Source organism: Streptomyces sp. NPDC050085 (genome assembly GCF_044460595.1).
Taxonomy (GTDB): domain Bacteria; phylum Actinomycetota; class Actinomycetes; order Streptomycetales; family Streptomycetaceae; genus Streptomyces.
Genome location: NZ_JBITJZ010000004.1, coordinates 340,504 through 366,731 on the forward strand (window position 1 = coordinate 340,504; position 26,228 = coordinate 366,731).

A 26,228-nucleotide genomic window follows, 5' to 3' on the forward strand; every position below is an offset into this window, starting at 1 on the left:
GTACGCCTCCCTCAGCGCAGCTTCGGGTCGAGGGCTTCGCGCACGGCGTCACCCATCATGATGAACGCCAGAACGGTGATGCTCAGGGCGCCGGCCGGGAACAGCAGCACGTGCGGGAAGTTCCGGATGAACTGCGTGCCGTCCGAGATGTCGCCACCCCAGGAGACGGCGTTGTCGCCGAGGCCGAGGCCCAGGTACGACAGCGTCGACTCGGCCACGATGTACGAGCCGAGCGAGATGGTCGCCACGACGATCACCGGGGCGATCGCGTTCGGCAGGATGTGCTTGAACAGGATCCGCTTGGTGTCCGCGCCCAGGGCGCGGGCCGCCACCACGTAGTCCGCGTGCTTGGTCGTGATGACCGCGCCGCGCATGACGCGGGCGATCTGCGTCCAGCCCAGGAAGGCCAGGGCACCCATCACGACCCAGACGGTGCGGTCGGTGAACGAGTTGAGCACCACCATCGCGCCGAGCATGAACGGGATGCCGAAGAACACGTCGGTGAGACGCGAGATCAGGCTGTCCCAGAAGCCGCCGAAGTAGCCGGCGAGCATGCCCATCAGACCGCCGAAGACGGTGACGAGCACCGTCACGCCGATGCCGACGATGATCGAGTTCCGGGCGCCGTACAGGACACGCGCGTAGAGGCTGCGGCCCGTCCCGTCGTAGCCGAACCAGTCGTCCTGGAAGAAGTGCGTGAGGTTCGGCTTGCCCAGGAAGTGCTTGGCCGGGTCGCCGAGGGTCGGGCTGGCGCCGGTGAACAGGCCGGGGAAGGCCGACACGAACAGCAGCAGCAGGATCAGCAGCGCCGAGACCAGGAACAGCGGGTTGCGGCGCAGGTCCCGCCAGGCGTCGGCGCCGAGGCTGCGCGGCTTCTCGGGGGCCGGACCGGCCTCCAGGGTGACCGGGGTCCCCGCGACGACGGTGGCTGCTTCGTCGGCAGCCGAGGTCTTGGTGAGGTCAGGCATAACGGATCCTCGGGTCCAGGACCGCGTAAAGCAGGTCGACGAGCAGGCTGGCGAGGAGGTACACGAGCACCAGGACGGTCACGATGCCGACGATGACCGCGCCCTCACGACGCGCCAGCGCCTGGAAGAGCAGGTTGCCGACGCCCGTCACGTTGAAGATGCCCTCGGTGATGACCGCGCCGCCCATCAGGGAGCCGATGTCGGTGCCGAGGTAAGTGACCACCGGGATCAGCGAGTTGCGCAGCAGGTGCACCGTGACGATGCGCTTGCGGGGCAGGCCCTTGGCGACGGCGGTGCGCATGTAGTCGGCGGACCGGTTCTCCGCGATGGAGGTACGGGTCAGCCGGGCCACGTACGCGAGGCCGACCATGCCGAGCACGAACGCCGGAACCACCAACTGGCTCAGGTTCGTGGAGTCCTGGACGGTGGGTGTGATCCACCCCAGGCTGTTGCCGAAGTACAGCTGGAATCCGAGGCCGATCACGAAGATGGGGACGGAGATGACCAGCAGCGTGAACAGGGTCACGGCGGTGTCGACCACCTTGCCGCGCCTGATTCCCGCGATGACCCCGAGGGTGATTCCCACGACGAGCTCGAAGATCCACGCCATGGCGGCGAGGCGCATCGAGACGGGGAAGGCCTGCTTGATCTGGTCAAGCACCGGCCTGTTGCCGGCGATCGTGTTCCCGAAGTCGCCCTGGAGCAGGTTCCACATGTAGTGGAGGTACTGCTGCCACAGCGGCAGGTCGAGTCCACGGTCGTGCCGGATCTGCGCAACCTGCGCGGGGTCCGGCGGCTTGTCCCCCCACAGCGCCCGTACGGGGTCGCCGGGGAGCACGTTGACCATGAGAAAGATCAGCAGGGTTGTCCCGATGAAGACCGGGATCATCTGGAGCAGTCGCCTCGCGACGTAGCGCCCCATAGGTGCCTCCGTCCATTGCGGAGTCGCCCCCCAGCGGCGCCCGGGATCGCCGGGCGCCGCTGGGGGGACGGAAACTCCGTCAGCGACTTACTTCTTGTAGACCTCGACGTTCCACAGGATCGGGTCACCGGCCTGGTCGAACTCGATCTTCTTCACGTTGTTCGAGTAGGCCGAGTTGATCTTGTTGTAGAACGTGGGGATGCCGGGCATCGTGTTCTGCAGTTCCTTCTCGGCGTCCTGGTACAGCTTCGCCGACTCGTCGACCGTCTTGGCCTGGTCGGCCTTCTTGACGAGCGCGTCGAACTTCGGGTCCGAGAAGTCGCCCTTGTTGCCGTCGACTCCGGTGCCGTACAGGTCGGCGAGGAAGTTGCCGTTGAAGGGGTAGTCGAGGACCCAGCCGGAGCGGTAGATCGACTTGACCTTCTTCTGGTCACGGATCTCGGTGTCGGCCTGGAAGTCCGTCACCGGGTCGCCGACGCACTGCACGCCGGTCGACTTGGTGATGCTGTTGCAGACCGCGGTGACCCAACCCTTGTGCGGCTGGTCGGCGTTGTACTGGATCGAGATCTTGTTGCCCGGAACGCCGCCGCCGTCCTTGATGAACTGCTTGGCCTTGGTCGGGTTGAACTTGCAGTACTCACCGCACGCGTCGGCCTGGTAGCCCTTCACGCCCTTGGCGACCCAGCCGGTGGCCGGCTCACGGTTGCCGAAGAAGGTGGTCTTCGCGATGGTCGGACGGTCGATCGCCATCGACAGGCCCTGGATGACCTTGACGTCGATGTTCTTCCACTGCTTCGTGTAGAAGGCAGGGTTGATCGTGTTCAGCGCCGAGAACTCGGAGTTGATGACGCGGTCGCCGAAGTCCTGCTTGTAGTTGGCGAGCTCGCTGTCCGGCACCAGCGGCATGGTGTCGACGTTGTCGGAGCGCAGGTCGTTGTACGCGGCCTGCGGCGACGTGTACGCCTTGAAGTTGATGCCGCCGTTCTTGGCCTTGTTCGCACCCTTGTAGTCGGCCCAGGCGGAGACCTGGATCGACTTCTTGTGCTCCCAGCTCTTGAACGTGTACGGGCCGTTGCCGACCGGGTTCTCGCCGAACTTCTTCGGGTCCTTCAGCGCGCCCGAGGGCAGCGGGTAGAAGGACGAGTAGGCGAGCTTGTACGCGAAGTACGGGATCGGGTTCGACAGCTTGATCGTGAAGGTGGTGTCGTCGACGACCTTCAGACCCGACATGGTCTCGGCCTTGGCCTTCCCCTTCTCGGGGTGGACCTTGTCGTAGCCCTCGATGTCGCGGTACCAGGCGCTGTTCTGCTGGCCGTTGGCCGGGTTCGCGTCCCAGTTCCAGGTGTCGACGTACGACTTGGCGGTGACCTTCTCGCCGTTGTGGAACGTCCAGCCGTCCTTCAGCTTGACGGTCCACACGCTGTTGTCGGCGTTGGGCTTGACCGACTCGGCGTTCTCGTACGTGATGTTGCCCTGCTTGTCGTAGCCGACAAGGCCCGTGAAGAGGGAGTCGATGACGACGCTGCCGTACGCCTCCATGGTGTTGGCCGGCATCAGCGAGTTCTGCGGCTCACCGTTGGCGTAGCTCACGATCCCCTTGGGATCGATCTTCTTGTTGGCATTGTCGCTGCCGCTGTTACCGCCACCACCGCAGGCGGTGGCCGCCAGCGAAACGACGCCGGCTATGGCAACCCACTTGGCGCTCTTGGCACCACGCATGGGGCTCCTCCTCATGAGTCCACTTGTTCACTGCGAAAGGGCCCGCACCAATGTTGGCCGTCACCCCGACGGCGAAACAGGCGGTGCCCCAGTGTGCTCGTGAGTCGGCGCTCCCCACAGCGCGTGACCCATTGACCCGAGCTCTATGCGGTCAACTATCAGCCATGGGATACGGGGCGACCACACTCTTCGGGTCTCGGTTCGATCACAGCTGGTCCACACATCTTCCAAAATACGGACAAAACGATCCGAGATAGATGGCCGCGAAACGGACGCGTTACATACCTAACGGTCATCACGGTCCGACTATCGAACGCTCGTGAAGGGAAAATGAGTTGCGCGCCACGCGCTGTGGACAGAGTGTGGACCGGCCTCCGCCCCCCCCTTGTGTCACCCGTCACTTCTACTGCATCGCAAAGGACCCGGCACCCCTTTCGGGATACCGGGCCCTTCCGCGTCAGACGGTGTCGCGTCAGTTGTGCTTGGCGCGCGAGGCCGAGCGGCCGCGCTCCTTCTGGTCCAGGACGACCTTGCGGATGCGCACGGCCTCCGGGGTCACCTCGACGCACTCGTCGTCGCGGCAGAACTCCAGGGACTGCTCCAGGGACAGCTTGCGCGGCGGGACGATCGCCTCGAAGGAGTCGGCGGAGGCGGAGCGCATGTTGGTGAGCTTCTTCTCCTTGGTGATGTTCACGTCCATGTCGTCGGCGCGCGAGTTCTCGCCGACGATCATGCCCTCGTACACCTCGGTGCCGGGCTCGGTGAACAGCACGCCGCGCTCCTGGAGGTTCGTCATCGCGAACCCGGTGACGGCGCCGGCGCGGTCGGCGACCAGCGAGCCGTTGTTACGGGTCGTCAGCGTGCCGAACCACGGCTCGTGGCCCTCGTGGATGGAGTGGGCGATACCCGTGCCGCGGGTGTTCGTCAGGAACTCCGTACGGAAGCCGATGAGGCCGCGGGACGGGACGACGAACTCCATGCGGACCCAGCCGGAGCCGTGGTTCGACATGTTGTCCATACGGCCCTTGCGGACGCCCATGAGCTGCGTGACGGCGCCCATGTGCTCCTCGGGGACGTCGACCGTGAGGCGCTCGACGGGCTCGTGGACCTTGCCGTCGACCTCCTTGGTGACGACCTGCGGCTTGCCGATGGTCAGCTCGAAGCCCTCGCGGCGCATCTGCTCGACCAGGATGGCGAGCGCGAGCTCACCGCGGCCCTGGACCTCCCAGGCGTCGGGACGCTCGGTGTCGAGGACACGGAGGCTGACGTTACCGATCAGCTCGCGGTCCAGACGGTCCTTGACCTGGCGGGCGGTGACCTTGCGGTCCTTGACCGCGGACTTCGCCTGCGCACCCTTGCCAGTGCCACCGCGGCCGACGAGCGGCGAGGTGTTGGTACCGATGGTCATGGAGATGGCCGGCTGGTCGACCGTGATCAGCGGCAGCGCGATCGGGTTCTCCGGGTCGGCCAGCGTCTCGCCGATCATGATGTCGGGGATACCGGCGACGGCGCAGATGTCACCGGGGCCTGCGACCTCGGCGGGCTTGCGGGTGAGCGCCTCGGTCATGAGGAGCTCGGTGATGCGCACGTTCGAGATCGTGCCGTCCCGCTTGATCCAGGCGACCGTCTGGCCCTTGCGCAGCTCGCCCTGCTCGACGCGGAGCAGCGCGATGCGGCCGAGGAAGTTGTCGGCGTCCAGGTTGGTGACGTGCGCCTGGAGCGGGGCCGACTCGTCGAACGTCGGGGCCGGGACGTGCTCCAGGATCGTGGAGAAGAACGGCTCCAGGTTGTCGGAGTCCGCCGGGACCGTGCCGTCGGCCGGCTTGGTCAGCGACGCGACGCCGTCACGGCCGCACGCGTAGACGATCGGGAACTCGATCTGCTCCTCGTCGGCGTCCAGGTCGAGGAAGAGGTCGTACGTCTCGTTGACGACCTCGTCGATCCGGGAGTCCGGGCGGTCCGTCTTGTTGATGCACAGGATGACGGGCAGGCGCTGCTGGAGCGCCTTGCGCAGCACGAAGCGGGTCTGCGGAAGGGGACCCTCGGAGGCGTCCACGAGCAGGACCACCGCGTCGACCATCGACAGACCGCGCTCGACCTCGCCACCGAAGTCGGCGTGGCCCGGGGTGTCGATGATGTTGATCGTGATGACGTCGCCGCCATCCTTCGGGTGGTACTTGACCGCCGTGTTCTTGGCGAGGATCGTGATGCCCTTCTCACGCTCCAGGTCATTCGAGTCCATCATGCGATCGTCGAGGGACTCGGCAGCGTGAGCGGCGAACGAGCCGGCCTGCTTGAGCATGGCGTCGACGATGGTCGTCTTGCCGTGGTCGACGTGGGCGACGATGGCGACGTTTCGGATGTCGTGGCGCGTGGCCATATTGCGGCGTACTCCCGGAGTGAGTGGACGGCTGCGCGTACGTCATAGATACGCGCGCCCTGCCGGGCTGGACACGCCACGGCCTCACCCCATCGTACGTGGCTTGACGGGTGACGGCTCAGCCGGGCCTGTTGGGGAGGCCGCACGGCGCCGATCAGCTCAAGAAAAGTGCAGGTCAATGGGTACAACGAACCTTGCCCGCCGGGTGGACCGGCGGGCAAGGGAGTTGAGCTGGATCTGAGCTAAAGAATCTTGACCGCTGCTTTACGAACTCTTCGAGGGCGAGGCCGAGGGCTTGGCGCCCGCCTTCAGGTAGCCGATGTCCTCGTACTCCGGCTCCTGGAAGCCGAAGGCGCCGGCATTGGCCAGATTCGGTCGGGCCGCGACCAGCTCGGGGCGCTGGTAGAGCGGGATCGAGCCGGCCGCCGCCCAGATCTGGGCGTCCGCCTTCTTCACCAGGGCGCGCTCCTCGTCCTGGTCGAGCTCGCCGATGGCCTGGTCGAAGAGCTGGTCGATGTGGTCGGTGCCGACCCGGGTGTAGTTCTGTTCGACGGTGAGCGATCCGTCGGCGGCCGGGACCGGCTTGGCGTAGATGGGGCGGGCGTCGGTGGCCGGGTAGGCCGATGCGGGCCACGAGTAGAGCGCGAGGTCGTACTGGCCGGACGCGATGTGGTCCTTGAAGTAGCTCTCGTCGTCGACCTTCATGACGTCCGTGCGCACGCCGATCTTCTGCAGCATCTGCGTGATCTTGTCGGCGACCGCGCGCAGCTGCTCGGAGCCCGGGCCCGCGGGGAGCACGAAGCGCAGCGTGAGCGGCTTGCCGTCCTTGGCGAGGGGGCCCGCGACGGCGGCGGCCGGGGCGGCGGTGCCCTTGGGGGCGTAGGCGCCGGGGGCACCGCCCTGCTTGGCGAGGCGCTTGGCGTCGTTGTGCTTGTCGGCGTGGGCCGCGCTCTTGTGGGTCTTCTTGTGCGGGTGCTTCTTCTTCTCCTTGTCGGCCTCGCGCAGCTTGAGCGCGTCGGCCTGGTGCAGGAGCGCGGCGTACTGGGCGGCGGCGACGGGGGCCGGCAGGAGCAGCGGCGGCGCGTTGTCGGCCGGCTTGTTGTCCTCGCCGACGATGTACGTGTCCTCGCTGTCGTCCGCGGCGTCGCTGCCGGAGTCGGCCTTGCTGCCCGCCGTCTTCGGCTTGTCCTTCTTCTCCTTGAGCGGGCCGCCCGGCACCCAGCCCGCCTCGGCGAGCAGGGCCTGCGCCTCGGCCGTGTCCTGGCCGCCGAGCGCGTCGCTGTTGTCGGCGTACGCCCACTGGCCGGCCAGCGCCAGGTGGTTGTCGACGGTGACGGCCGGCAGGCCGAGCGGCTTGAGGGCGACCTCGGCGAGCTGGGTGCGGTCGAGGGCACGGGCCACGGCACGGCGCACGCGCTCGTCGGCGAGCGGCCCTTCGGCGCCGTTCAGGGCGAGCTGGGTGTAGGCCGGCTCGAGGGACCTGCGGACCTGGAAGCCGTGCAGGTTCGCCTGTTCCTTCGCGTACTTCTTGATGGCCTTGCGGGTCTTCTTGCGGGCGGCGATCTCCTCGTCCGCGGCCTCTTCGTCGTCGCCGTGCACGATCGCCCAGGAGCGCAGCGCCTTGCCCGGCGTGAGGGCGGCGCCCGGGCCGTGGGCGAGCGGGCCCGCGGTGCCCTTGTCACGGGCGGCGAACGCGATGCGGTCGGCGCCGCCGGTGTCGAGGTCGGCCAGGTCGAGCTTGTCGGCGGCGAGGGCCGCGGCCCGCTCGGAGCGCGGCACGGCGGCGAGCACCAGCTTGTCGAGCTTGGCGGGGCGGCCCCACCAGCGCGGGTTGCGCTTGAGGGCGACCTGCTTGGCGTCGCGGTCGATCTCGTCGATGGCGAACGGACCCGCGGTGACCTTGAGCTTGCGGCGCGCGCCCTCGTTGAAGTTGTCCGGGGTCCCCATGACGTCCTTGGGGTACAGCGGCGAGAACAGGGCCTGCCAGTCCGCGTACGGCTTGGAGAACGTGACCCGGACCTCCAGGTCGTTCGCCCCGCGCTCGATCTTCTCGATGCGGTCGTAGCCGGCGTTGTGGGCGGTCCAGTACGCGGAGTCCTTGCCGGACAGGGCGCGCCACTGGGCGGCGAAGTCGGGGGCGCCGATCTCACGGCCGTCGCTCCACACCGCCTGCTGGTTCAGCTTGTACAGGACGACCTGCTTCGGCTCGGTCTCGATGACCTCGGCCTTCTCCAGGTAGTCGGCGTCGCGCTGCGGGCGGCCCTGCGCGTCGATCCGGAACATCGACGGCAGGACGGCGCCGGCGATCCGGCTCGTGCCCGCGTCGGCGTCCGCCTGGAAGGAGTTGAGGGTCTGCGGCACGGCGTCGATCGCCCAGCGCAGGGTGCCGCCGTCCTTGATCTGGTCGCGGGCGGCAGGGGCGATGTCCTGCCCTGCGGACGGCGTGCCCGCCTCGTCGTCGGAGCCGCAGCCCGCGAGAGCGGTCACGGCGAGCGCGCCGCTCACGAGGAACGCGGCCGAGCGGGCGGCTGCGCCTGGGCGCCTAGGGGTTCGGTGCATCTCGGCGTGTACCTCCGGTGCGGGCCGGGTCTGTCTCGTTCGGCGGTATATGTCGCTGATCACATCTATCGGGTCACTGAACGGGACTCGGTGGCGCCGGGGGCGGCGACACGGCGGCGAGCCCCGGGAACCCCACTCGTGCGGCCCAATCGGCCCGCCGTCGCGCCGTGGCTCCGCCGGTTCACGGGCGGGTGCGGCCCGGTGGGGGCTGGTCGCCTTCGGGGGCGCGGGGAACTGCGCGAGAAGCCCCCACCGGCCGGCAGCCGGAAACGAAACCGAACCTCCAACGGCGATCAGCCAACCGAAAACCCCCGGGCGCACACCCACCCGCCCCCGACAATCCGTGCCGGTCCCTTCACAAACCGCAATGTGACGCGCGACACTCGCAGGCGCATGAGCATCTCCGCCGCACCAGCGGAAGTGAGGCCAAGTCATGTCCGTGCACGACGACTTGACGGTGATTCAGCGCTGCGTCGACGATCTCGCGCGCGCCGTGGGCCGCATCGGCCCCCGGCTCGACGGGCCCGATCTGCGACGCGTCTGCGCCGACACCGACCACCTGCGCGAAAGCGTGGCCCTGCTGCGCGCATCGGCCACCGCCCGGGCGCAGGACCGCCCGCTCCGCCCGGAGGGGCTCGACGGCATCGTCACGGTCCCCGACACCCCGTACGACAGCACCCTGTGGAGGGGCGCCGACGGCCTCGACGACGAGGGGCTCGGCGCCCGGCACAGGCACGCCCCCTGACCCTTCGAGCGGAGGCTTCGTTGGCCACCGGCACGGAACCCACCAGTACCGACACCGAACCCCATAGCAAGGGCGGCACCGGCGTCCGCGGCCGGACGCGTGCCGCGATCGCCGCGCCGCACCTGCGCACGGACCGCTGGTGGCTGGCCCCGGCCGCGACCGCCGCGGGCCTGTTCGCCTTCGTCGTCTACTCGACGTGGCGGGCCTTCGCGAACGCGGACTACTACGCGGCGCCGTACGTGTCGCCGTTCTACTCGCCGTGTCTGGCCGACAACTGCGCGCCGATGCGGCACGGCCCCAACTGGGAGCTCTTCGGGGGCTGGTGGGGCCTGTCCCCCGCCCTGCTCATCCTGATCTTCCCGCTGGGCTTCCGGTTGACCTGCTACTACTACCGCAAGGCCTACTATCGCGGCTTCTGGGCGTCGCCGCCGGCCTGCGCGGTGGCCGAGCCGCACAAGAAGTACTCCGGTGAGACGCGGTTCCCGCTGATCCTGCAGAACATCCACCGGTACTTCTTCTACGCGGCCGTGCTCGTCGCCTGCATCCTCACGTACGACACCGTGCTGTCCTTCCGCGACGAGCACTACCAGTGGGGCCACATGGGGCTCGGCACGCTCGTGTTCCTGCTCAACATCACGCTCATCTGGGCGTACACGATCTCCTGCCACTCGTGCCGGCACATCATCGGTGGCCGGCTCAAGCACTTCTCGAAGCATCCCGTGCGCTATCGCCTCTGGGGCTGGGTAGGGAAACTGAATGCCCGTCACATGCTCCTTGCCTGGGCCTCGTTGGTGAGTGTGGCGCTCGCCGACTTCTACGTGTACCTGGTCGCGTCCGGCGCCTTCGACGATCCGAGGTTGTTCTGATGTCTGTAGTGGAGCGGCAGCAGTGGGATGTTGTCGTGGTCGGTGCCGGTGGCGCCGGACTGAGGGCGGCGATCGAGGCCCGCGAGCGGGGTGCGCGTACCGCGGTGATCTGCAAGTCCCTGTTCGGCAAGGCCCATACGGTGATGGCCGAGGGCGGCATCGCGGCCGCCATGGGCAATGTGAACTCCGGGGACAACTGGCAGGTCCACTTCCGCGACACCATGCGTGGCGGCAAGTTCCTCAACCAGTGGCGGATGGCGGAGCTGCACGCGAAGGAAGCGCCCGACCGCGTATGGGAGTTGGAGACGTGGGGTGCCCTGTTCGACCGTACGAAGGACGGGCGGATCTCGCAGCGCAACTTCGGCGGGCACGAGTATCCGCGGCTCGCGCACGTCGGTGACCGTACGGGGCTCGAGCTCATCCGCACGCTGCAGCAGAAGATCGTCTCGCTGCAGCAGGAGGACTTCAGGGAGTCCGGGGACTACGAGTCGCGCCTGAAGGTCTTTCAGGAGTGCACCGTCACACGGGTGTTGAAGGACGACGAGGGCCGCGTCAGCGGGACCTTCTGCTACGAGCGCGAGAGCGGACGCTTCTTCGTCATCGAGGCGCCGAGCGTCGTCCTCGCGACGGGCGGCATCGGCAAGTCCTTCAAGGTGACGTCGAACTCGTGGGAGTACACGGGCGACGGGCACGCGCTGGCTCTGCTCGCCGGTGCGCCCCTGCTGAACATGGAGTTCGTGCAGTTCCACCCGACGGGGATGGTCTGGCCCCCGTCCGTGAAGGGGATCCTGGTCACGGAGTCGGTCCGCGGCGACGGCGGGGTGCTCAAGAACTCCGAGGGCAAGCGGTTCATGTTCGACTACATCCCCGACGTCTTCAAGGAGAAGTACGCGGAGTCGGAGGCCGAGGGCGACCGCTGGTACGAGGACCCGGACCACAACCGGCGTCCTCCCGAGCTCCTCCCCCGCGACGAGGTGGCGCGCGCCATCAACTCCGAGGTGAAGGCCGGGCGCGGATCGCCGCACGGCGGCGTCTTCCTCGACGTGTCGAGCCGGATGCCGGCGGAGGTGATCAGGCGCCGACTGCCGTCCATGTACCACCAGTTCAAGGAGCTGGCCGACGTCGACATCACCGCCGAGGCGATGGAGGTCGGGCCGACCTGTCACTACGTGATGGGCGGCATCGCCGTCGACTCGGACACGGCGGCCGCGCGCGGCGTGCCGGGGCTCTACGCGGCCGGTGAGGTGGCGGGCGGCATGCACGGCTCGAACCGGCTCGGCGGCAACTCGCTCTCCGACCTGCTGGTGTTCGGGCGGCGCGCGGGCCTGCACGCGGCCGAGTACGCGGCCGGTCTCGCCCGGCGGCCCGCGGTCGCGGACCTCCAGATCGACACGGCGGCCGCCGAGGCGCTGCGCCCCTTCTCGGCCGAGGGCCAGGAGGAGGGCACCGTCCCGGAGAACCCGTACACCCTGCACCAGGAACTCCAGCAGACGATGAACGACCTCGTCGGCATCATCCGCCGCGAGGGCGAGATGGCCCAGGCGCTGCGCAAGCTCGCCGATCTGCGGGTGCGGGCGCGGCGGGCCGGGGTCGAGGGCCACCGGCAGTTCAACCCCGGCTGGCACCTCTCGCTGGACCTGCGCAACATGCTGCTGGTCAGCGAGTGCATCGCACGGGCCGCCCTGGAGCGCACGGAGTCGCGCGGCGGCCACACCCGCGAGGACCACCCCACGATGGACCGGCAGTGGCGCCGGGCGAACCTGCTGTGCCAACTCCGCGATCCCACCGGTGGGTTGGCGGCCACCGATCCGGTGCGCGGCCAGATCAATCTCGTACGGGAAACCACCGAACCCATCCGCCCCGACCTGCTCGCCCTCTTCGAGAAGGAGGAGCTGGTCAAGTACCTGGCCGAAGAGGAGCTGTTCGAGTGAGCGCGACGACTTCCAGTGCGGACGCGTACGAGGCGCACTTCAGGGTGTGGCGGGGTGACGTCGACGGCGGCGGTCTCGAGGACTTCGAGATCGAGGTGAACGACGGCGAGGTCGTCCTCGACATCATCCACAGGCTGCAGGCAACTCAGGCGCCGGACCTGGCAGTTCGCTGGAACTGCAAGGCGGGCAAATGCGGTTCGTGCTCCGCCGAGGTCAATGGCCGGCCGCGGCTCATGTGCATGACGCGGATGTCGGTGTTCGGCCGGGACGACGTCATCACCGTGACACCGCTGCGCGCCTTCCCCGTCGTACGGGATCTCGTCACCGACGTCGGATTCAACTACGCGAAGGCGCGCGAGGTCCCGGCGTTCGTGCCGCCGCAGGACCTCGGCCCGGGCGAGTACCGGATGATGCAGGAGGACGTGGACCGCTCGCAGGAGTTCCGCAAGTGCATCGAGTGCTTCCTGTGCCAGGACACCTGCCACGTGGTGCGCGACCACGAGGAGAACAAGACCGCCTTCGCGGGCCCGCGCTTCCTGATGCGGGTCGCGGAACTCGACATGCACCCGCTCGACGCGGCGTCCGACTCCGGCCTGGACCGCAAGAGGACCGCCCAGGACGAACACGGCCTCGGCTACTGCAACATCACCAAGTGCTGCACGGAGGTCTGCCCCGAGGGCATCAAGATCACGGACAATGCGCTGATTCCCTTGAAGGAAAGGGCAGTTGACCGCAAGTACGATCCGGTGGTGTGGCTGGGGAACAAGATCCGGCGGAGGTCTTCGTCCTGACCCATATGCTGTGACCATGCCAGGAAGTCATGGCGGCCGGTTGACCCCGCGCGAGCTGCTCGGCACCGGCCGCACCGCCGACGTCTACGCCCTCGACGACGCCTGGGTGCTGCGGCGCTACCGCGACGGGCTCGACGCGCGGGCCGAGGGTGCGGTCATGACGTACGTACGCGATCACGGTTATCCGGCGCCGCGGGTGCGGCCGGATGCGACTCTGGCCGCGAGCGACCTGGTTCTGGAGCGGCTCGACGGGCCCACGCAGGCGGACGCCTGGCGGCGGGGCGAGGTCGATCCCGTGGACATAGGCCGTGAACTCGCCCATCTGCTGCGGGAGTTGCACGCCCTTCCGGCCCGGGCGGGCGGTCACGTCATCCACCTCGACCTGCACCCGGAGAACGTCATCCGCACCGCCCGCGGCCCCGTCGTCATCGACTGGGCGACCGCCGAGGAGGGCGCGCCCGCGCTCGACTGGGCGATGTCGGCGCTGATCCTGGCCGAGACCGCGGTCGCCCCGGAGTGGGCCGCGCACGCGGAGCTGCTGCGGGTGACGCTGGCCGCCCTGCTCGCCGACCCCGCGCCGAGGGTGACCGATGCGCTGGCGGAGGCCCGGGCTCGGCGTACAGGGAATCCGACGCTCGACAGGGCGGAGAAGCAACGACTGGGCGCGGCAGTGGAGTTGGTGCGGCGGGTGCTCGTCGAGACCCGCGGCTAGCCACCCTTGACGTACAGGGCGAGGAGTCGGTGGAACGCGAGCGCCGCCTCCGGGTCCGCGGGGACTGCGGCCCGCCTCAGCAGCCCCGTTCGGCCCAGGGAGACGCCCTCCCGGGCCAGGACGAAGACCAGCGCGAGGAACGCGGCACGGGCGTTGCCGTCGTCGAACGGGTGGAAGAAGCAAACGTCGAGGTGGGCGGTGAGCCCGGGCCGCGCGGACGGTCAGCGGCAGGCCGTCCGCGCTCTCGGCCAGGCAGGCGTCGAAGCGGGCCCGGGTGGTGGCGTCGATGCCGTAGCGCTCCCGACCCTCCTTGGCGAAGGCGGGCCGGGTGCGGAAGGGCGGTGGTCCGGAGGTGCCCAGCACGTGCTGCTGCCAGCCGCTCAGGAGGCCGAGGTCGAGTGCGGCGCCGCGGGCGGCGTCCGCGCGGACCCGCTCCAGGGCGGCGAGCAGTCCGGCGGCGCGGGCGGGGTCGACGGCGGCGTCGAAGGCGCGGAAGTCGTCCGCCGCGCCGTCGCGGGCCGGCGTCACCGGGGCCACCGGTTCCCGGGGCCAGGGCAGCGTCTCCCGTATCTCGAGCCAGCGTCGCAGGTGGTCGGGGACGGATGCCGGGGGTCGCGCCTCGTCGTCCGGGCCCAGCGTGCGAACGAGCCGCTCCGCCACCTCGTCCGCGACCACGATGTCCGGGCCGGTCCAGCTGTGGAAGCGGCCGCCGACCGCCTGCTCGACCAGTGCGACCGCGGTGTCCGGGGCGACACCCCAGCGGCTCAGGAACCAGCCGAGCACCTGCTTGCAGTGGCCGTACCAGGCGCTGCCGCCGCCCGTGCGGTCGGCGACCTGGAAGATCAGGTTGCGGGCCGAGCTCTCCCAGAGGGCCCGCTGGTCCGCCGCGTCAGCGAGGTCGAGAGGGTACGCCTCGAACCGGTCGGCGAGGCTCTCCAGCCAGTCGCGCCATTCGCACAGCCCGTCCACGACACGGGGCAGCGTCTCCTCCGGTGTGGTGACCGAGTCCCTCGCACAGCACCAGCTCCCGACCGGTCCCCCGTCGAAGTCACCCTCGTCGGTCGCCCAGCGCCAGCCCGCCGGGCAGGACCGAGCGCGTGTACCTCGCGAGCCGCCGCCGCACGGTCGAAGGGGTGTCGGGCAGGATCCACGTCGTCCCAGGTCAGATGGCGAGGGTTCAGCTCCAGTGCGAAGTCCACCGGGCAAATCTGCCCAGCGGGGCCGTCCCGCTTCAACCCGATTACGGAGGGGGCGCCCCCGGTCGCGGCACCTCGCATCCGGACATACGCTCCGAAATGTGCCCCCGTCCGAGAGCCGCCCTCGACCGATAGCCGCGCGGACGGCAGCGGCCGCGCTTCTCGCGCTGATCTGGCTGCTGCTGCCCGCCGCCTCCGCCCGCGCCGACGACCCCGTCACGCTGTCCCGCACCGGGCAGATCACCGACAAGGTGGACGCCCTCGGGGACCGCGAGGACGTCACCGCGAACGCGCTCACCAAGCTCGACGACCAGCGGGGCATCCAGCTGTTCGTGACGTACGTACGCGACTTCTCCGGGCGCTCGGCGCAGGACTGGGCCAACGCCACCGCCGACAGGAACGGGCTCGGGCTCAACGACGTACTCCTTGCCGTGGCCACGCACGACCGGCAGTACGCGTTCTCCGTCGACCAGGACTCGCGGATCAGCGACGCGCAGATCCAGGAGATCGCGGCCACCGCCGTCGAGCCCGCGCTGCGGCAGAACGACTGGGCCGGGGCCGGCATCGGCGCCGCCAACGGGATCAACGCCGTCGTGGCCGGGCAGCCCGTGCCCGCGCCCACCATCACGCCGGGCGCCGCCGACCCGGGCGCGAGCAGCGACAGCGGCGGGACCGGCACCGGCGACCTGGTGCTGCCCGTCATCGCCGTCGGCGGGGCGGGCGCCCTGGCCGCGTACTCGTACACCCGGCGCAAGAAGCGCATGGACACCCGCACCACCCCCGGCGGCGGCACCGGTCAGGGCGGCTGGGGCAAGCAGCAGCTCACTCCGCTGCCGGAACTCGACAAGCAGGCCCGGCACCTGCTCGTGGAGACCGATGACGCGGTACGCACCAGCACCGAGGAACTCGGCTTCGCCACCGCGCAGTTCGGCGAGGACGCGGTCAAGCCGTTCAACGAGGCGCTGGCGTACGCGCAGACGGAGCTGACGGCGGCGTTCAAGCTGCGCCAGCAGCTCGACGACGCGTTCCCCGAGGACGACGCGACGAAGCGGCGGATGCTCGACGAGATCATCAGCCGGTGCAGCGAGGCGGGGCGCAGGCTCGACACGGTGTCCGGGGACTTCGACCGGCTGCGGGCCCTGGAGCAGTCGGCGCCCGAGGCGCTCGCGACCGCCGAGCGGACCTTCCGCGAGCTGACCGCACACACCAGCCGCGTGCAGGAGACGCTGACGGCGCTCGGTACGCAGTACGCGCCGAGCGCGCTGCTGCCCGTTGCGGGCCACATCGAACAGGCCAAGGACCGGCTCGTGTTCGCCACCACCAACCTCAACCAGGCCCGCCAGTGCGTCGACGCGGGCGACAACGGCAAGGCCGCCGTCTTCCTGCGGGCGGCCGAGGGCGCCGTCGACCAGGCCGGCACGTTCACCGCCGCGATCGAGCGGCTCGCGGGTGAACTCGCCGAGGCCAAGGACAAGTTGCCCGCCGCGCTCACCGAGTCCGAGACCGACCTCGCCGACGCGCGCGGCCTCCTCGAAGGCACCGGGACGGGTGTGTCCACCGCCGATCTGCGCGGCCGCATCGCCCGCGCCGAGTCCGTGCTCGGTGACGTACGACGGGAGATGGGCGCGGGCCCCTACGACCCGATCGACGCGCTGCGGCGGGTGGAGGAGGCCGACACGGCGCTCGACGAGGCGCTCGCGGCGGCCCGGGAGCGCGAGGCCGGAACCACCCGGGCCCGCTCGCTCCTCGGGCAGGCCCTGCTCACGGCACGCAGCAGCACGGCCGCGGCCGCCGACTTCATCACGACGCACCGCGGCGCGGTCGGCAGCGAGGCCCGCACCCGGCTCGCGGAGGCACAGCGGCACCTGGCGAACGCGCAGGCGGGCGAGAACACCCGGGACGGCGAGAACACAGACCCGGCGGCCGCGCTCACCGAGGCGCAGCAGGCCGACGCGCTGGCCCGGCAGGCGCAGTCGCTCGCGGAACGGGACGTACGCGGATACGGCAATCCGTACGGGGGCGGCGGGCGCAGCAGCGGCGGCATGGGCGGCGCCGTGCTCGGCGGGATCATCCTGGGCGAGCTCCTCGGCGGCGTCGGCCGCGGCATGGGCGGCGGCGGACGCGGCGCATACGGCGGTGGGGGCGGCTTCGGCGGGGGCGGGCCCGGCAGCTTCGGCGGAGGGGGGACCCGCGGCCGCAGGGGCGGCGGCGGACGCTTCTGACCCACCCGTAGTCGCGCATTCCCCCACTCCCGCATTCCCTACGTGAACCCCCTTATCGCGCAAAGGACTTGACCATGACGAAGCAGACGATCTTCAGCCGGGTCGCCACCCTCGCGAAGGCGAACATCAACGCGCTCCTCGACAGCGCCGAGGATCCGCAGAAGATGCTCGACCAGCTGATCCGCGACTACACGAACAACATCCGCGAGGCCGAGGAGGCCGTGTCGACGACGATCGGCAATCTGCGTCTCCTTGAGCAGGACCACAAGGAGGACGTGGACGCGGCCGCCGAGTGGGGCGGCAAGGCGCTCGCCAGCAGCAAGAAGGCGGACGAGCTGCGCGGCGGCGGGAACACGGCGGAGGCCGACAAGTTCGACAACCTCGCCAAGGTCGCGCTCGGGCGGCAGCTGCAGTCCGAGAAGGAGGCCAAGGACGCCGAGCCGACGATCGCCGCGCAGACCGAGGTCGTCGACAAGCTGAAGTCCGGGCTCGACCAGATGAAGACGAAGCTGGTCGAACTGCAGTCGAAGCGGGACCAGTTGGTGGCCCGCGCGAAGACGGCGCAGGCGCAGAACCAGATGATGGACGCCGCCAAGAACATCAACGTCCTCGACCCGACGAGCGAGCTGAACCGCTTCGAGGAGAAGGTGCGCCGCGAGGAGGCCAAGGCGATGGGCAAGCAGGAGCTGGCCGACTCCTCGCTGGACGCGCAGTTCGAGCAGCTGGACTCGATGGGCGACGCGGCCGAGATCGAGGCGCGGCTTGCCGCCCTGAAGGGGGCCTGAGGCATCAGAACAGGCTGAGCAGCGCCTCCGTCGGGTCCACGAGGCCCGACTCGCCGTCGGGCAGCGGCAGTTCGAACCAGACCGTCTTGCCGCGCGGCGTACGGCGCGAGCCCCAGGCGGCGCTGAGCAGTCCGACGAGCTGGAGGCCGCGGCCGCCCTCGTCGGTGTCGCGGGCGCGGCGGCGGCGCGGCTGGACGAGGCCCGCGTCCCAGACCTCGCACACCAGGGTGCGGTCGAGGAGGAGGCGGAGTCTGATGTCGCCCTCGCCATAGCGCAGCGCGTTCGTCACGAGCTCGCTGACGAGCAACTCCGTGGTGTCGACGAGGGGTTCGAGGTCCCATGCGACCAGCTGGGCCCGGGCGAGTTCGCGGGCGCGGCCGACGGACTTGGGCTCGCGCGGCAGCGTCCAGTCGCCGACGTGCTCGCTCGGCAGGCCCTGGATGCGGGCCATGAGCAGGGCGATGTCGTCCTCGCCGTGGTGCGTGTCGAGGGTGTTGAGGACGTGGTCGCAGACGTCCTCGAGGGCCGGTGAGGGATCGTCGAGTGCGGCGCGGAACGCGGACAGGCCCTCGTCCAGGGGGTGGTCGCGGGACTCGACCAGGCCGTCCGTGTAGAGGGCGAGCAGGGAGCCCTCCGGGAGTTCGACCTCGACCTCCTCGAACGGTTCGCCGCCGACGCCGAGCGGCATCCCCGGCGGCACGTCGAGCATGAGCGCGCCCTCGCCGGGTTCGACGAGGACGGGCGGCAGGTGCCCGGCGTTGGCGAAGGTGCAGCGCCGGGTCACGGCGTCGTAGACCGCGTACACACAGGTGGCGAGGTAGACCTCGGACAGGTCGGCGTCGGACGGCTTGCTGCGGGCCGCGCGGGTGGCCTGCTGGACGCCGCCGGGGGTGCCGAGGCCGCGGGCGATCTCGTCCAACGCGCTGAGCACTTCGGCCGGTTCGAGATCGAGCAGGGCCAAGGTGCGTACGGCCGTACGGAGTTCACCCATGGCGACGGCGGCGCGCAGGCCGCGGCCCATGACGTCGCCGACGACCAACGCGGTTCGGTGGCCCGGGAGTTCGATGACGTCGAACCAGTCGCCGCCGACCTCCGTCGCCGCGTTGCCCGGCAGGTAGCGGCAGGCGATGTCGAGCCCCGACGCCTCGGGGTTGTCGGGCGGCAGCAGGGAGCGCTGCAGTATCAACGCGCGCTCGTGCTCGCGGCGGTACAGGCGCGCGTTGTCGATGCAGACCGCGGCGCGCGCGGCCAGCTCCACGGCGAGCGAGCGGTCCCGGTCGTTGAACGGCTCGCTGCCCTTCGTACGGGAGAACTGCACGAGCCCGACGACCGTGTCGTGCGCGACCATCGGCACCGCGAGCGTGGACTGGACGAGGTTGCCGGGCTCGGCGGGCAGCAACTGCGGGCGTGCGGTGCGCAGGGCGTCGGCCGATGCCGAGTTGAACGCGAAGCGGTGCACCGCCCCCACGCTGACCGGCTCTTCGCCGCCGAGGTCGAGGAACGGCACGTCGGCGACGGCGCTCGCGGCGGCGACCCGGCGCAGCTCGGCGCTGCCGTCGGCGAGGCGGTGGCGGGTGAGTGCCGTCTCGTCGCCCGCGAGGAGCCCCTGGTAGAGGTCGACGGAGGCGAGGTCGCAGAAGCCGGGGACGACGACGTCGAGGAGTTCGCGGGCGGTGGTCTCCAGGTCGAGCGAGTTGCCGATCCGCGCGCCCGCGTCGTTCAGGAGGGCCAGGTTGCGGCGGGCGTGTGCGGCCTCGCGGGCGGCGGCGTGCCGCCGGGTGACGTCGGTGGCGAGGCCCGCGATGCCGATGGGCCGGCCCGAACCGCTGTGCACGCGGTAGAGGTTGACCGCCCAGTGGCGCCGCTCCCCCGAGTCGGGGGCGGGCCCCACGAGCTGCATGTCGGTGACGGCCTCGCCGGACTCCAGGACGCGGCGCAGCGCGCCCTGCACCCGGTCGGCCTCGTGCCGCGGAAGGTAGTCGTGGACGGTGCGGCCGCGGTGGTCGTCGACCATGCCGCCGAAGACCGAGGTGAACGTGCGGTTGGCCCGCTGGACCTTCAGCTCGGTGTCGAACAGCAGGAAGCCGAAGGGAGATTGGCCGAAAATCGCCTGCGAGGCGGCGAGGTCGGTCTCGATGCGCCGCAGCGTCCGTACGTCGACGACGATGCAGACCGCGGCGTGCTCGCCGGACTCCGTGGCCGTCGGCATCACATAGACCTCGGCGAGCCCCTCTTCCGGCTCGGCGGACGGCTCGGCGGACCCCTGCGCCGACGCACCGGGCGGCACCCGGAAGGGCACGATGCCCGTCCATTCGCGGCCGTCCAGGATCTCCGCCATCTTGCGGTGCCCGCGCTCGCGCAGGTCGGCCGGGACGAACGCCTCGATCGGGTCCTTGCCCACGGCGTCCTCGGGCGCGATCCCGAAGATGCGCGCGGCCCGCCGGCTCCACTGGTCGATCAGCCCGTCGGGCCCGATCGAGAAGGAGGCGACCTTGATGTAGTCGTAGATCGAGCCGGGCGGGTTCGACTGCCAGAGGCCGGGGCCACTCGGCCCGTTACCGTCTTGCGGCGTCCGGTCCGCATCCCGCGCCGACACCGCGTCCGAGGAGGCAGTACTGCCCCCGGACACCTGGGCCTTCGCTGGTATCTCGCTCACGCGAACCGTCCCCTCCAGCTCACCACGTCCGGCACCGGTCACCGGGGCGGCTGCCCGCAGTATCCAGCACTACGGAGCCGCGCAACACGGTGTTCACGATCACACCACGCTCCCGACGCTTTTTGGCCCGTCGGACCGACTGTTTCCGTACCCACGGTGGAGGTGCGTCCACACACTGCGGGTCACATCCGACGCATGCTCATCCCTCGTCTAACCAGGCAGAGCCAGCTCGAACCACACTGTTTTGCCGCCGCTGGCGCCGCCGCCGGGTTTGGTGCCCCAGCGGCGGGAGGCGCAGGCGACCAGTTGCAGACCGCGGCCGCCCTCGTCGTCGGGGGCCGCGGCACGCGCGCGGGGCGGGTCGGGCAGCGGGTCGGAGACCTCCACGCGCAGGGCGTCGCGCTGCCCGGCCGTCCGGCACAGTCGAACGCCGATGGGTCCTGACGCGTACCGCATCGCATTGGTGACCAGCTCGCTGACCAGCAGCGTCGTGACGTCCCCGAGTTCTTCGAGCCCCCACTCGGCGAGCTGGGCGCGGACCGCCGCGCGGGCTTTGCGGACCGCTGTCGGGTCGGCGGGGAAGGCCCACTCGGCGTAGTCGCCTTCGGTGTGGAGCACGCCGATCACTTCCCTGGCCGCGCGAGGAACCCTGTCCGGTTTCAGAGGGTTAAACGGGATATACCCGGACAGGGTGGGGTGCTATCGCGTTGATGGGTGTGTGGTGGCACGGACGGCGTAGGGGCGCACCCCACCGGGGGCAGGATTACGCCGTTGCGCCGCCGCCCAGCACCTCTTTCACCGCGGGCACGTCCTGGTCCAGCCAGTCCACGTCCCAGATCTCCGCCGGCGTCAGCCAGCGCAGGGCGTCGTGGTCCTCCAGCGGCTCCGGGGTCCCGGCGACCAGGCGCGTGCGCCATACGCGCAGGACATAACCCGGTCTGGCGAGCGGCCATTCGCCGGGCACGCGCTCGACCGGTTCGGCCGTGACCCCCAGTTCCTCGCTCAGCTCCCGGGTCAGGGCGTGCTCCGGGGTCTCGCCCGGCTCGACCTTTCCGCCGGGGAGTTCCCAGCGACCGGCCAGCTCGGGGGGCGCGCTCCGGCGTGCGGCCAGGAGGCGGCCCGCTTCGTCGTACAGGGCGGCCGCGACCACGACCACGAGGGGTTCTGTCATGGGGCGGAGCCTACGGGTGGCGCCTACGCCTGCCTCAGCGCGGTGATCCGTTCTGCTGCCCCGGGCCCGGGCCCGGGGTCAGGCGCTCGACCCAGTAGAGCTGCTTGTGGCCGCGGTCATCGAGGCTGTCGGCGATGCGCTGGGCCTCAGCCCTGGTCGCGTACCTGCCGACGCGGTAGCGGTTGCCGTTGTCGTCCTGGCGTATGACGAGCCACGAGAGCGTGGTCGTGCCGTCGTTCATCGCACCCCGCCCCTCCCTGGCTCCCCCGATTCCGACTCCGACTCGCATCGCGTCCCGCCCCTTAATCCTGAGGAAACCGCAATCCGCATATGCCCGAGCCTACGCCTGACCTTTACGGAGCGGATACGCATTGGCACAAAGAGATACGTCAACCAGCCACGCGCGGAACGCGGTGAGGGGGCGCATCCGCATAGATGCGCCCCCTGTCCCCCGGTGGTGATGGTTCAGCTCGTGCGCACCGTCGGCATCGGCATCAGGACCGGCTCGCCCGTCGGCGCCTTGGTGCAGACGTCGCCGCACTCCGCGTCGAGCGAGCAGCACAGCGAGCAGATCGGTCCGGCCTGGACGGGGCAGTCGGCGACGTCGGGGAGTTCGTACGCCGTCTCGCAGACGCTGCAGGTGTGGGTGGCGGTGATGTCCTCCACCTCGACGTCCGGGCCGTTCACCGGATTGGGCCGGGCCAGGTAGTACTTGCCCTTGGTCGCCCAGGCGATGAGCGGGCACAGGACCAGCGCGAGGCCCGCGGCGATGAAGGTGGAGAAGGCCTCCGCGTACTCACCGAAGAGACCGAAGAAGGCCAGGATGGAGACGGTCGAGGCGATCACCATCGAGCCGAAGCCGGCCGGGTTCACCGCGTACAGGTACGCCCGCTTGAACTCGATGTACTTGGGGCTCCAGCCCACCCGCTTGTTGATGACGAGGTCGGCGGCGACGGCCGCGATCCACGCGATGCCCACGTTCGAGTAGAAGCCGAGCAGCTTGTTGAGCGCGGCGAACATGTTCATCTCCATCAGCGTCAGCGCGATGGCGAGGTTGAGGAAGATGTACCAGACGCGGCCCGGGTGGCGGTGGGTCACGCGGGAGAAGAAGTTCGACCAGGACAGCGAGCCGCTGTACGCGTTGGTGACGTTGATCTTGATCTGGGAGACGACGACGAACAGCGCGGCCGCGGGCAGCGCCACCGAGCCGAGCCACGGCTTGAGGGCCTCGACCTGAGGGGCGATGGGCTCGAGCGCGTGCGTCTTGCCGACCGCTTCGAGGGCCACGAAGGCGAGGAGCGCACCGCCGAGCTGCTTCGCGGCGCCGATGATCACCCAGCCGGGGCCCGCCGCGAGAACGGCCAGATTCCATCGCTTCCTGTTGGCTTCCGTCTTGGCCGGCATGAAGCGCAGATAGTCCGCCTGCTCACCGATCTGCGCGATGAGGGAGAGGGCGACGCCGGTGCCGAGCCCGAAGCCGAGCCAGTCGAAGCCGCTGCCCGCGCCCTCGGTGCCGCCGAAGTGCGTGAAGTCGCCGAAGGAGCCGGGCGAGTGGAAGGCCAGGACGACGAAGGGCAGGACCAGGCCGATCAGCCAGACCGGCTGCGTCCACGCCTGGACCTTGGCGAGCGCGCCCATGCCGCGGAAGACGATCGGGATGACGATGAGCGTCGTCAGCAAGTAGCCGACGGGCAGCGGCAGTCCGGTCAGCTCGTGCATGGCCTGCGCCATGATCGAGCCTTCGAGCGCGAAGAAGATGAAGGTGAACGAGGCGTAGATGAGCGACGTGAGCGTCGAGCCGAAGTAGCCGAAGCCCGCGCCGCGCGTGATGAGGTCCATGTCCAGGCCGTACTTGGCACAGGCCCGGGCGATCGGTATGCCCGTCAGGAAGATGATCGTCGCCGCGCACAGGATCGAGGCGAGACCGCTGGTGAATCCGTACGTGAAGACGATCGAGGCGCCGATCGCGAAGTCCGCGAGGTAGGCGATGCCGCCGAGCGCGGTGGAGGCGACCATCGTCGGCGACCAGCGGCGGTAGGAGTGCGGGGCGTAGCGCAGCGAGAAGTCCTCGCGGGACTCGTCGGCGGCCAGCTTGGCGTAACTGCGCTTGGGGAGCGCCCCGTTGGGCGGTTCGGGGGCCGCCGGATCGGCGGTGGGCAGAGCGGTCTCGGTCATCGTCGGCTTCCCGTTCGTCCATCAGTCAGCGGTATACCGGTACGGCCGGTACGCAGATGGAAGGTAGGAGCCGCGCATGACGGTTTGTTGCAGCGGCGGATTGCCTGTCTGTTACGGGAGTTCGGTCCGCGTTAACTCGCGATCACATGGTCCGGACGGGGCACCCCGGGTATCGGGCGGTGCCCTGCGCCCCGGGGGTCACTTCACCGGCAGGTGGTATGCGATGCGGTACCGGTCGGCCGGGACCACGACATCGGCCGTCTCCACGGGTCTGCCCGAGGCGAAGAAGGTGCGGTGGATGACCAGCACGACGTGTCCCGGCACACCGCCGAGCGCGCTCAACTCCTCGGCGAGGCCGGGGCGGGCGGCCACTTCCTCCGTCACGTTGTCCACGATCACGTCGATCGCCGCCATGCGCTCCACGACGCCGCAGCCGCCCAGCGGGCCCTCCTCGGGGAGCATCACCGGCGTGCGCCCCGTGACGGCGAGCGGCTCCCAGGACGTGGCCAGCATCACCGTCTCGCCCGCGTCCCGGTACACGTATCTCGTACACATCACGCGGTCGCCCGCACGGACGCCGAGCCGCTCCGCGACGCCGCCGTCGGCCTCGGTCTGCTCGCTGCGCGACTCCCAGGTGCCGCGCGCGGCCGGGTCGGACTGCTCCTGGCGGAACGGGGTGGAGCCGCCGCCCGAGCGGTATCCGGAGCGGGCGACGCGGCGGGGCACGGGGCGCTCGCGCACATAGGTGCCGGAGCCGGAGCGGCCCTCGACGAGCCCTTCCGCCATCAGCACCTTGCGGGCCTCCAGGGCGACCGTGTCCGAAACCCCGTACTCCTCGCGGATCTTGGCCTGGGAGGGGAGGCGGGTGTGCGGCGGCAGCGAGCCATTGACGATCTTCCTGCGCAGATCGCCCGCGACGCGCAGGTATGCCGGCTGCTCACCGAATGTCACTTGGCCGTTCCCCTCAGATCCCCGTTGAACCCCACAGAACCCCATGGGGTCCCCATGGATTGACAGACAGCAACAGCGTGGCAACCGTGGGTTGAGCCATGCAAGCAAAGGCCAAGGAATCACTCGAAGTGATGACATGCAGGCCCCGAGGGCTTTACGCAGCGACTCCTTCCAGGTAGAGGGCAGTTGCGGATGGCGTGATCACGAACCGGGCGGACACGGTGTGTGCCGTGAACCGGCCCGGCGCGCGATCGGCCTCCCGGCCCCGGGGCTCGTACGGGCGGCGGACCGGGCCGTGGAGCCGGAGCCGATTCGATGAACCGCGCGCCTACGCTGCCCTCATGACCGCCCTTCCCGACTGCTACTGCCCCCTCGACGGCACCCGCGTCCCCGCCGGATCGCTCACCTGGTGCTGTCCGGTCTGCCGAGGCCCGCTCGACCTCGACCTCTCCCCCACGCCCGCACCTCTCAAGTCCCTTGCCGGACGCGTCAGTTCGCTGTGGCGCTACGCCGAGTGCCTGCCGCTTCCGGTTCCCGACTGCACACTCGGCGAGGGCCGCACCCCGCTCGTCCCGCTCGCGGGCACCGTCTCGGCGAAGCTGGACTTCCTGATGCCGACGCTGTCGTTCAAGGACCGCGGCGCCGTCATGCTCGCCGCGCTCGCGACCCGCCTCGGCCCGGACCGCGTCATCGCCGACAGCAGCGGCAACGCCGGGACCGCCGTGGCCGCGTACTGCGCCCGCGCCGCCCTGCCGTGCACCGTGTACGTCCCCGACGGCACGTCCCCCAAGAAGCTGGAGCAGATCGGGGCGCACGGCGCGAAGCTCGAAGTGGTCCCCGGGGACCGGGAGGCGACGGCGCGGGCGGCCCGTGCGGTGGCCGACGAGGACGGTGTCTTCTACGCCAGCCACGTCCACAACCCCTACTTCCTGCACGGCACGAAGACGTACGTCCACGAGCTCTGGGAGGACCTGGGCGGCCGCCTCCCCGACGTGCTCGTCGTGCCCGTCGGCAACGGCACGCTGCTGCTCGGCGCCGCCCTCGCCGTCGCCGAGCTGCACACCGCGGGCCTGATCGACCGCCGTCCCGCGCTGCACGCCGTCCAGGCCGCGGCGGTCGCCCCGCTGGCCGAGGCGTGGCGGGCCGGAGCCGACGAGCTGGTGGGCACGACCCCGATGGCGCCGACGCTCGCCGAGGGCATCGCGATCACCGCCCCGCCGCGCGCCCGGCAGATCCTGCGGGCCGTGCGCGAATCGGGCGGCGCGTTCCACACGGTGACGGAGGATCAGATCCGGCACGCGCAGCTGGATCTGGCCTCGCGGGGCCTGTACGTCGAGTCGACGGGGGTGGCGTGCTGGGCGGCGACCCGGGACGGCGGGTCCCTCGGGCAGGTCCTGAACGGGCGCAGCGCGGTCGTGCCGCTGTGCGGGGCGGGTCTCAAGACGGGGCTCGCGGCGCCGCCCGCCTGACCCCGCCCGA

19 protein-coding genes are annotated in these 26,228 nt (G+C 70.1%); 8 read left to right on the top strand and 11 right to left on the bottom strand.

The window, feature by feature from the left end; all coding sequences use genetic code 11:
* Window positions 1–11: 11 nt before the first annotated feature.
* From ACIBUY_RS17675 to ACIBUY_RS17695, 5 genes are all read right to left on the bottom strand, one after another.
* Entirely contained in the window at window positions 12–968 is a 957-nt protein-coding gene (locus ACIBUY_RS17675) for an ABC transporter permease (protein ID WP_365568898.1), read from the bottom strand.
* A complete protein-coding gene (locus ACIBUY_RS17680; protein ID WP_365568901.1) occupies window positions 961–1,890 on the bottom strand; it encodes an ABC transporter permease in 930 nt (309 codons plus the stop codon). Before ACIBUY_RS17680 ends, ACIBUY_RS17675 begins: the two co-directional genes overlap by 8 nt.
* Before the next feature lie 87 nt (window positions 1,891–1,977).
* Window positions 1,978–3,609, bottom strand: a complete 1,632-nt coding sequence (locus ACIBUY_RS17685; protein ID WP_365568904.1) for an ABC transporter substrate-binding protein — start codon at window positions 3,607–3,609, stop codon at window positions 1,978–1,980.
* A gap of 472 nt (window positions 3,610–4,081) precedes the next feature.
* Entirely contained in the window at window positions 4,082–5,989 is a 1,908-nt protein-coding gene (typA, locus tag ACIBUY_RS17690) for a translational GTPase TypA (protein ID WP_365568907.1), read from the bottom strand.
* Window positions 5,990–6,253: 264 nt separating this feature from the next.
* The gene (locus tag ACIBUY_RS17695; RefSeq protein ID WP_365568910.1) at window positions 6,254–8,548 is read right to left on the bottom strand and encodes an ABC transporter family substrate-binding protein; all 2,295 of its coding nucleotides are present in this window, start codon (window positions 8,546–8,548) and stop codon (window positions 6,254–6,256) included.
* Between the two features lie 433 nt (window positions 8,549–8,981).
* On the opposite strand from ACIBUY_RS17695, the gene ACIBUY_RS17700 reads away from it, so the two are divergent.
* The 7 genes from ACIBUY_RS17700 to ACIBUY_RS17730 all read left to right on the top strand — a co-directional run bounded on the left by ACIBUY_RS17700 (window position 8,982) and on the right by ACIBUY_RS17730 (window position 17,796).
* On the top strand, window positions 8,982–9,293 hold the full coding sequence (locus ACIBUY_RS17700; protein ID WP_365568913.1) for a hypothetical protein: 312 nt from the start codon (window positions 8,982–8,984) through the stop codon (window positions 9,291–9,293).
* 20 nt (window positions 9,294–9,313) lie between these two features.
* Complete coding sequence (locus ACIBUY_RS17705; protein WP_365568916.1) at window positions 9,314–10,159, top strand: hypothetical protein; 846 nt, start codon at window positions 9,314–9,316, stop codon at window positions 10,157–10,159.
* Window positions 10,159–12,090: a fumarate reductase/succinate dehydrogenase flavoprotein subunit gene (locus ACIBUY_RS17710; RefSeq protein ID WP_399152983.1), complete on the top strand. Its 1,932-nt coding sequence runs from the start codon at window positions 10,159–10,161 to the stop codon at window positions 12,088–12,090. Before ACIBUY_RS17705 ends, ACIBUY_RS17710 begins: the two co-directional genes overlap by 1 nt.
* Window positions 12,087–12,881, top strand: coding sequence for a succinate dehydrogenase/fumarate reductase iron-sulfur subunit (locus tag ACIBUY_RS17715; protein WP_365568922.1), 795 nt, complete (start codon window positions 12,087–12,089; stop codon window positions 12,879–12,881). Before ACIBUY_RS17710 ends, ACIBUY_RS17715 begins: the two co-directional genes overlap by 4 nt.
* Before the next feature lie 16 nt (window positions 12,882–12,897).
* A complete protein-coding gene (locus tag ACIBUY_RS17720) occupies window positions 12,898–13,593 on the top strand; it encodes a phosphotransferase (protein ID WP_399152984.1) in 696 nt (231 codons plus the stop codon).
* 1,297 nt (window positions 13,594–14,890) lie between these two features.
* Window positions 14,891–17,011 carry a TPM domain-containing protein gene (locus tag ACIBUY_RS17725; protein ID WP_399152985.1) on the top strand — a complete coding sequence of 707 codons (2,121 nt, stop codon included), beginning with the start codon at window positions 14,891–14,893 and terminating at the stop codon, window positions 17,009–17,011.
* 74 nt (window positions 17,012–17,085) lie between these two features.
* Complete coding sequence (locus ACIBUY_RS17730) at window positions 17,086–17,796, top strand: PspA/IM30 family protein (RefSeq protein ID WP_365568931.1); 711 nt, start codon at window positions 17,086–17,088, stop codon at window positions 17,794–17,796.
* Between the two features lie 4 nt (window positions 17,797–17,800).
* On the opposite strand, the gene ACIBUY_RS17735 is transcribed toward ACIBUY_RS17730, so the two are convergent.
* From ACIBUY_RS17735 to ACIBUY_RS17760, 6 genes are all read right to left on the bottom strand, one after another.
* Window positions 17,801–20,494 carry a SpoIIE family protein phosphatase gene (locus ACIBUY_RS17735; RefSeq protein ID WP_399152986.1) on the bottom strand — a complete coding sequence of 898 codons (2,694 nt, stop codon included), beginning with the start codon at window positions 20,492–20,494 and terminating at the stop codon, window positions 17,801–17,803.
* Between the two features lie 168 nt (window positions 20,495–20,662).
* Complete coding sequence (locus tag ACIBUY_RS17740) at window positions 20,663–21,070, bottom strand: ATP-binding protein (protein WP_399152987.1); 408 nt, start codon at window positions 21,068–21,070, stop codon at window positions 20,663–20,665.
* 145 nt (window positions 21,071–21,215) lie between these two features.
* Window positions 21,216–21,623, bottom strand: a complete 408-nt coding sequence (locus tag ACIBUY_RS17745; RefSeq protein ID WP_399152988.1) for a (deoxy)nucleoside triphosphate pyrophosphohydrolase — start codon at window positions 21,621–21,623, stop codon at window positions 21,216–21,218.
* A gap of 34 nt (window positions 21,624–21,657) precedes the next feature.
* Window positions 21,658–21,864: an SPOR domain-containing protein gene (locus ACIBUY_RS17750; protein WP_399152989.1), complete on the bottom strand. Its 207-nt coding sequence runs from the start codon at window positions 21,862–21,864 to the stop codon at window positions 21,658–21,660.
* Between the two features lie 224 nt (window positions 21,865–22,088).
* A complete protein-coding gene (locus ACIBUY_RS17755) occupies window positions 22,089–23,798 on the bottom strand; it encodes a hypothetical protein (protein ID WP_365568943.1) in 1,710 nt (569 codons plus the stop codon).
* Between the two features lie 198 nt (window positions 23,799–23,996).
* A complete protein-coding gene (locus ACIBUY_RS17760) occupies window positions 23,997–24,749 on the bottom strand; it encodes a GntR family transcriptional regulator (RefSeq protein WP_365568945.1) in 753 nt (250 codons plus the stop codon).
* A gap of 341 nt (window positions 24,750–25,090) precedes the next feature.
* Here ACIBUY_RS17760 and ACIBUY_RS17765 point away from each other — a divergent pair, with 341 nt between their 5' ends.
* Window positions 25,091–26,218, top strand: a complete 1,128-nt coding sequence (locus tag ACIBUY_RS17765; protein ID WP_365568948.1) for a pyridoxal-phosphate dependent enzyme — start codon at window positions 25,091–25,093, stop codon at window positions 26,216–26,218.
* The last annotated feature ends 10 nt before the right edge of the window (window positions 26,219–26,228 follow it).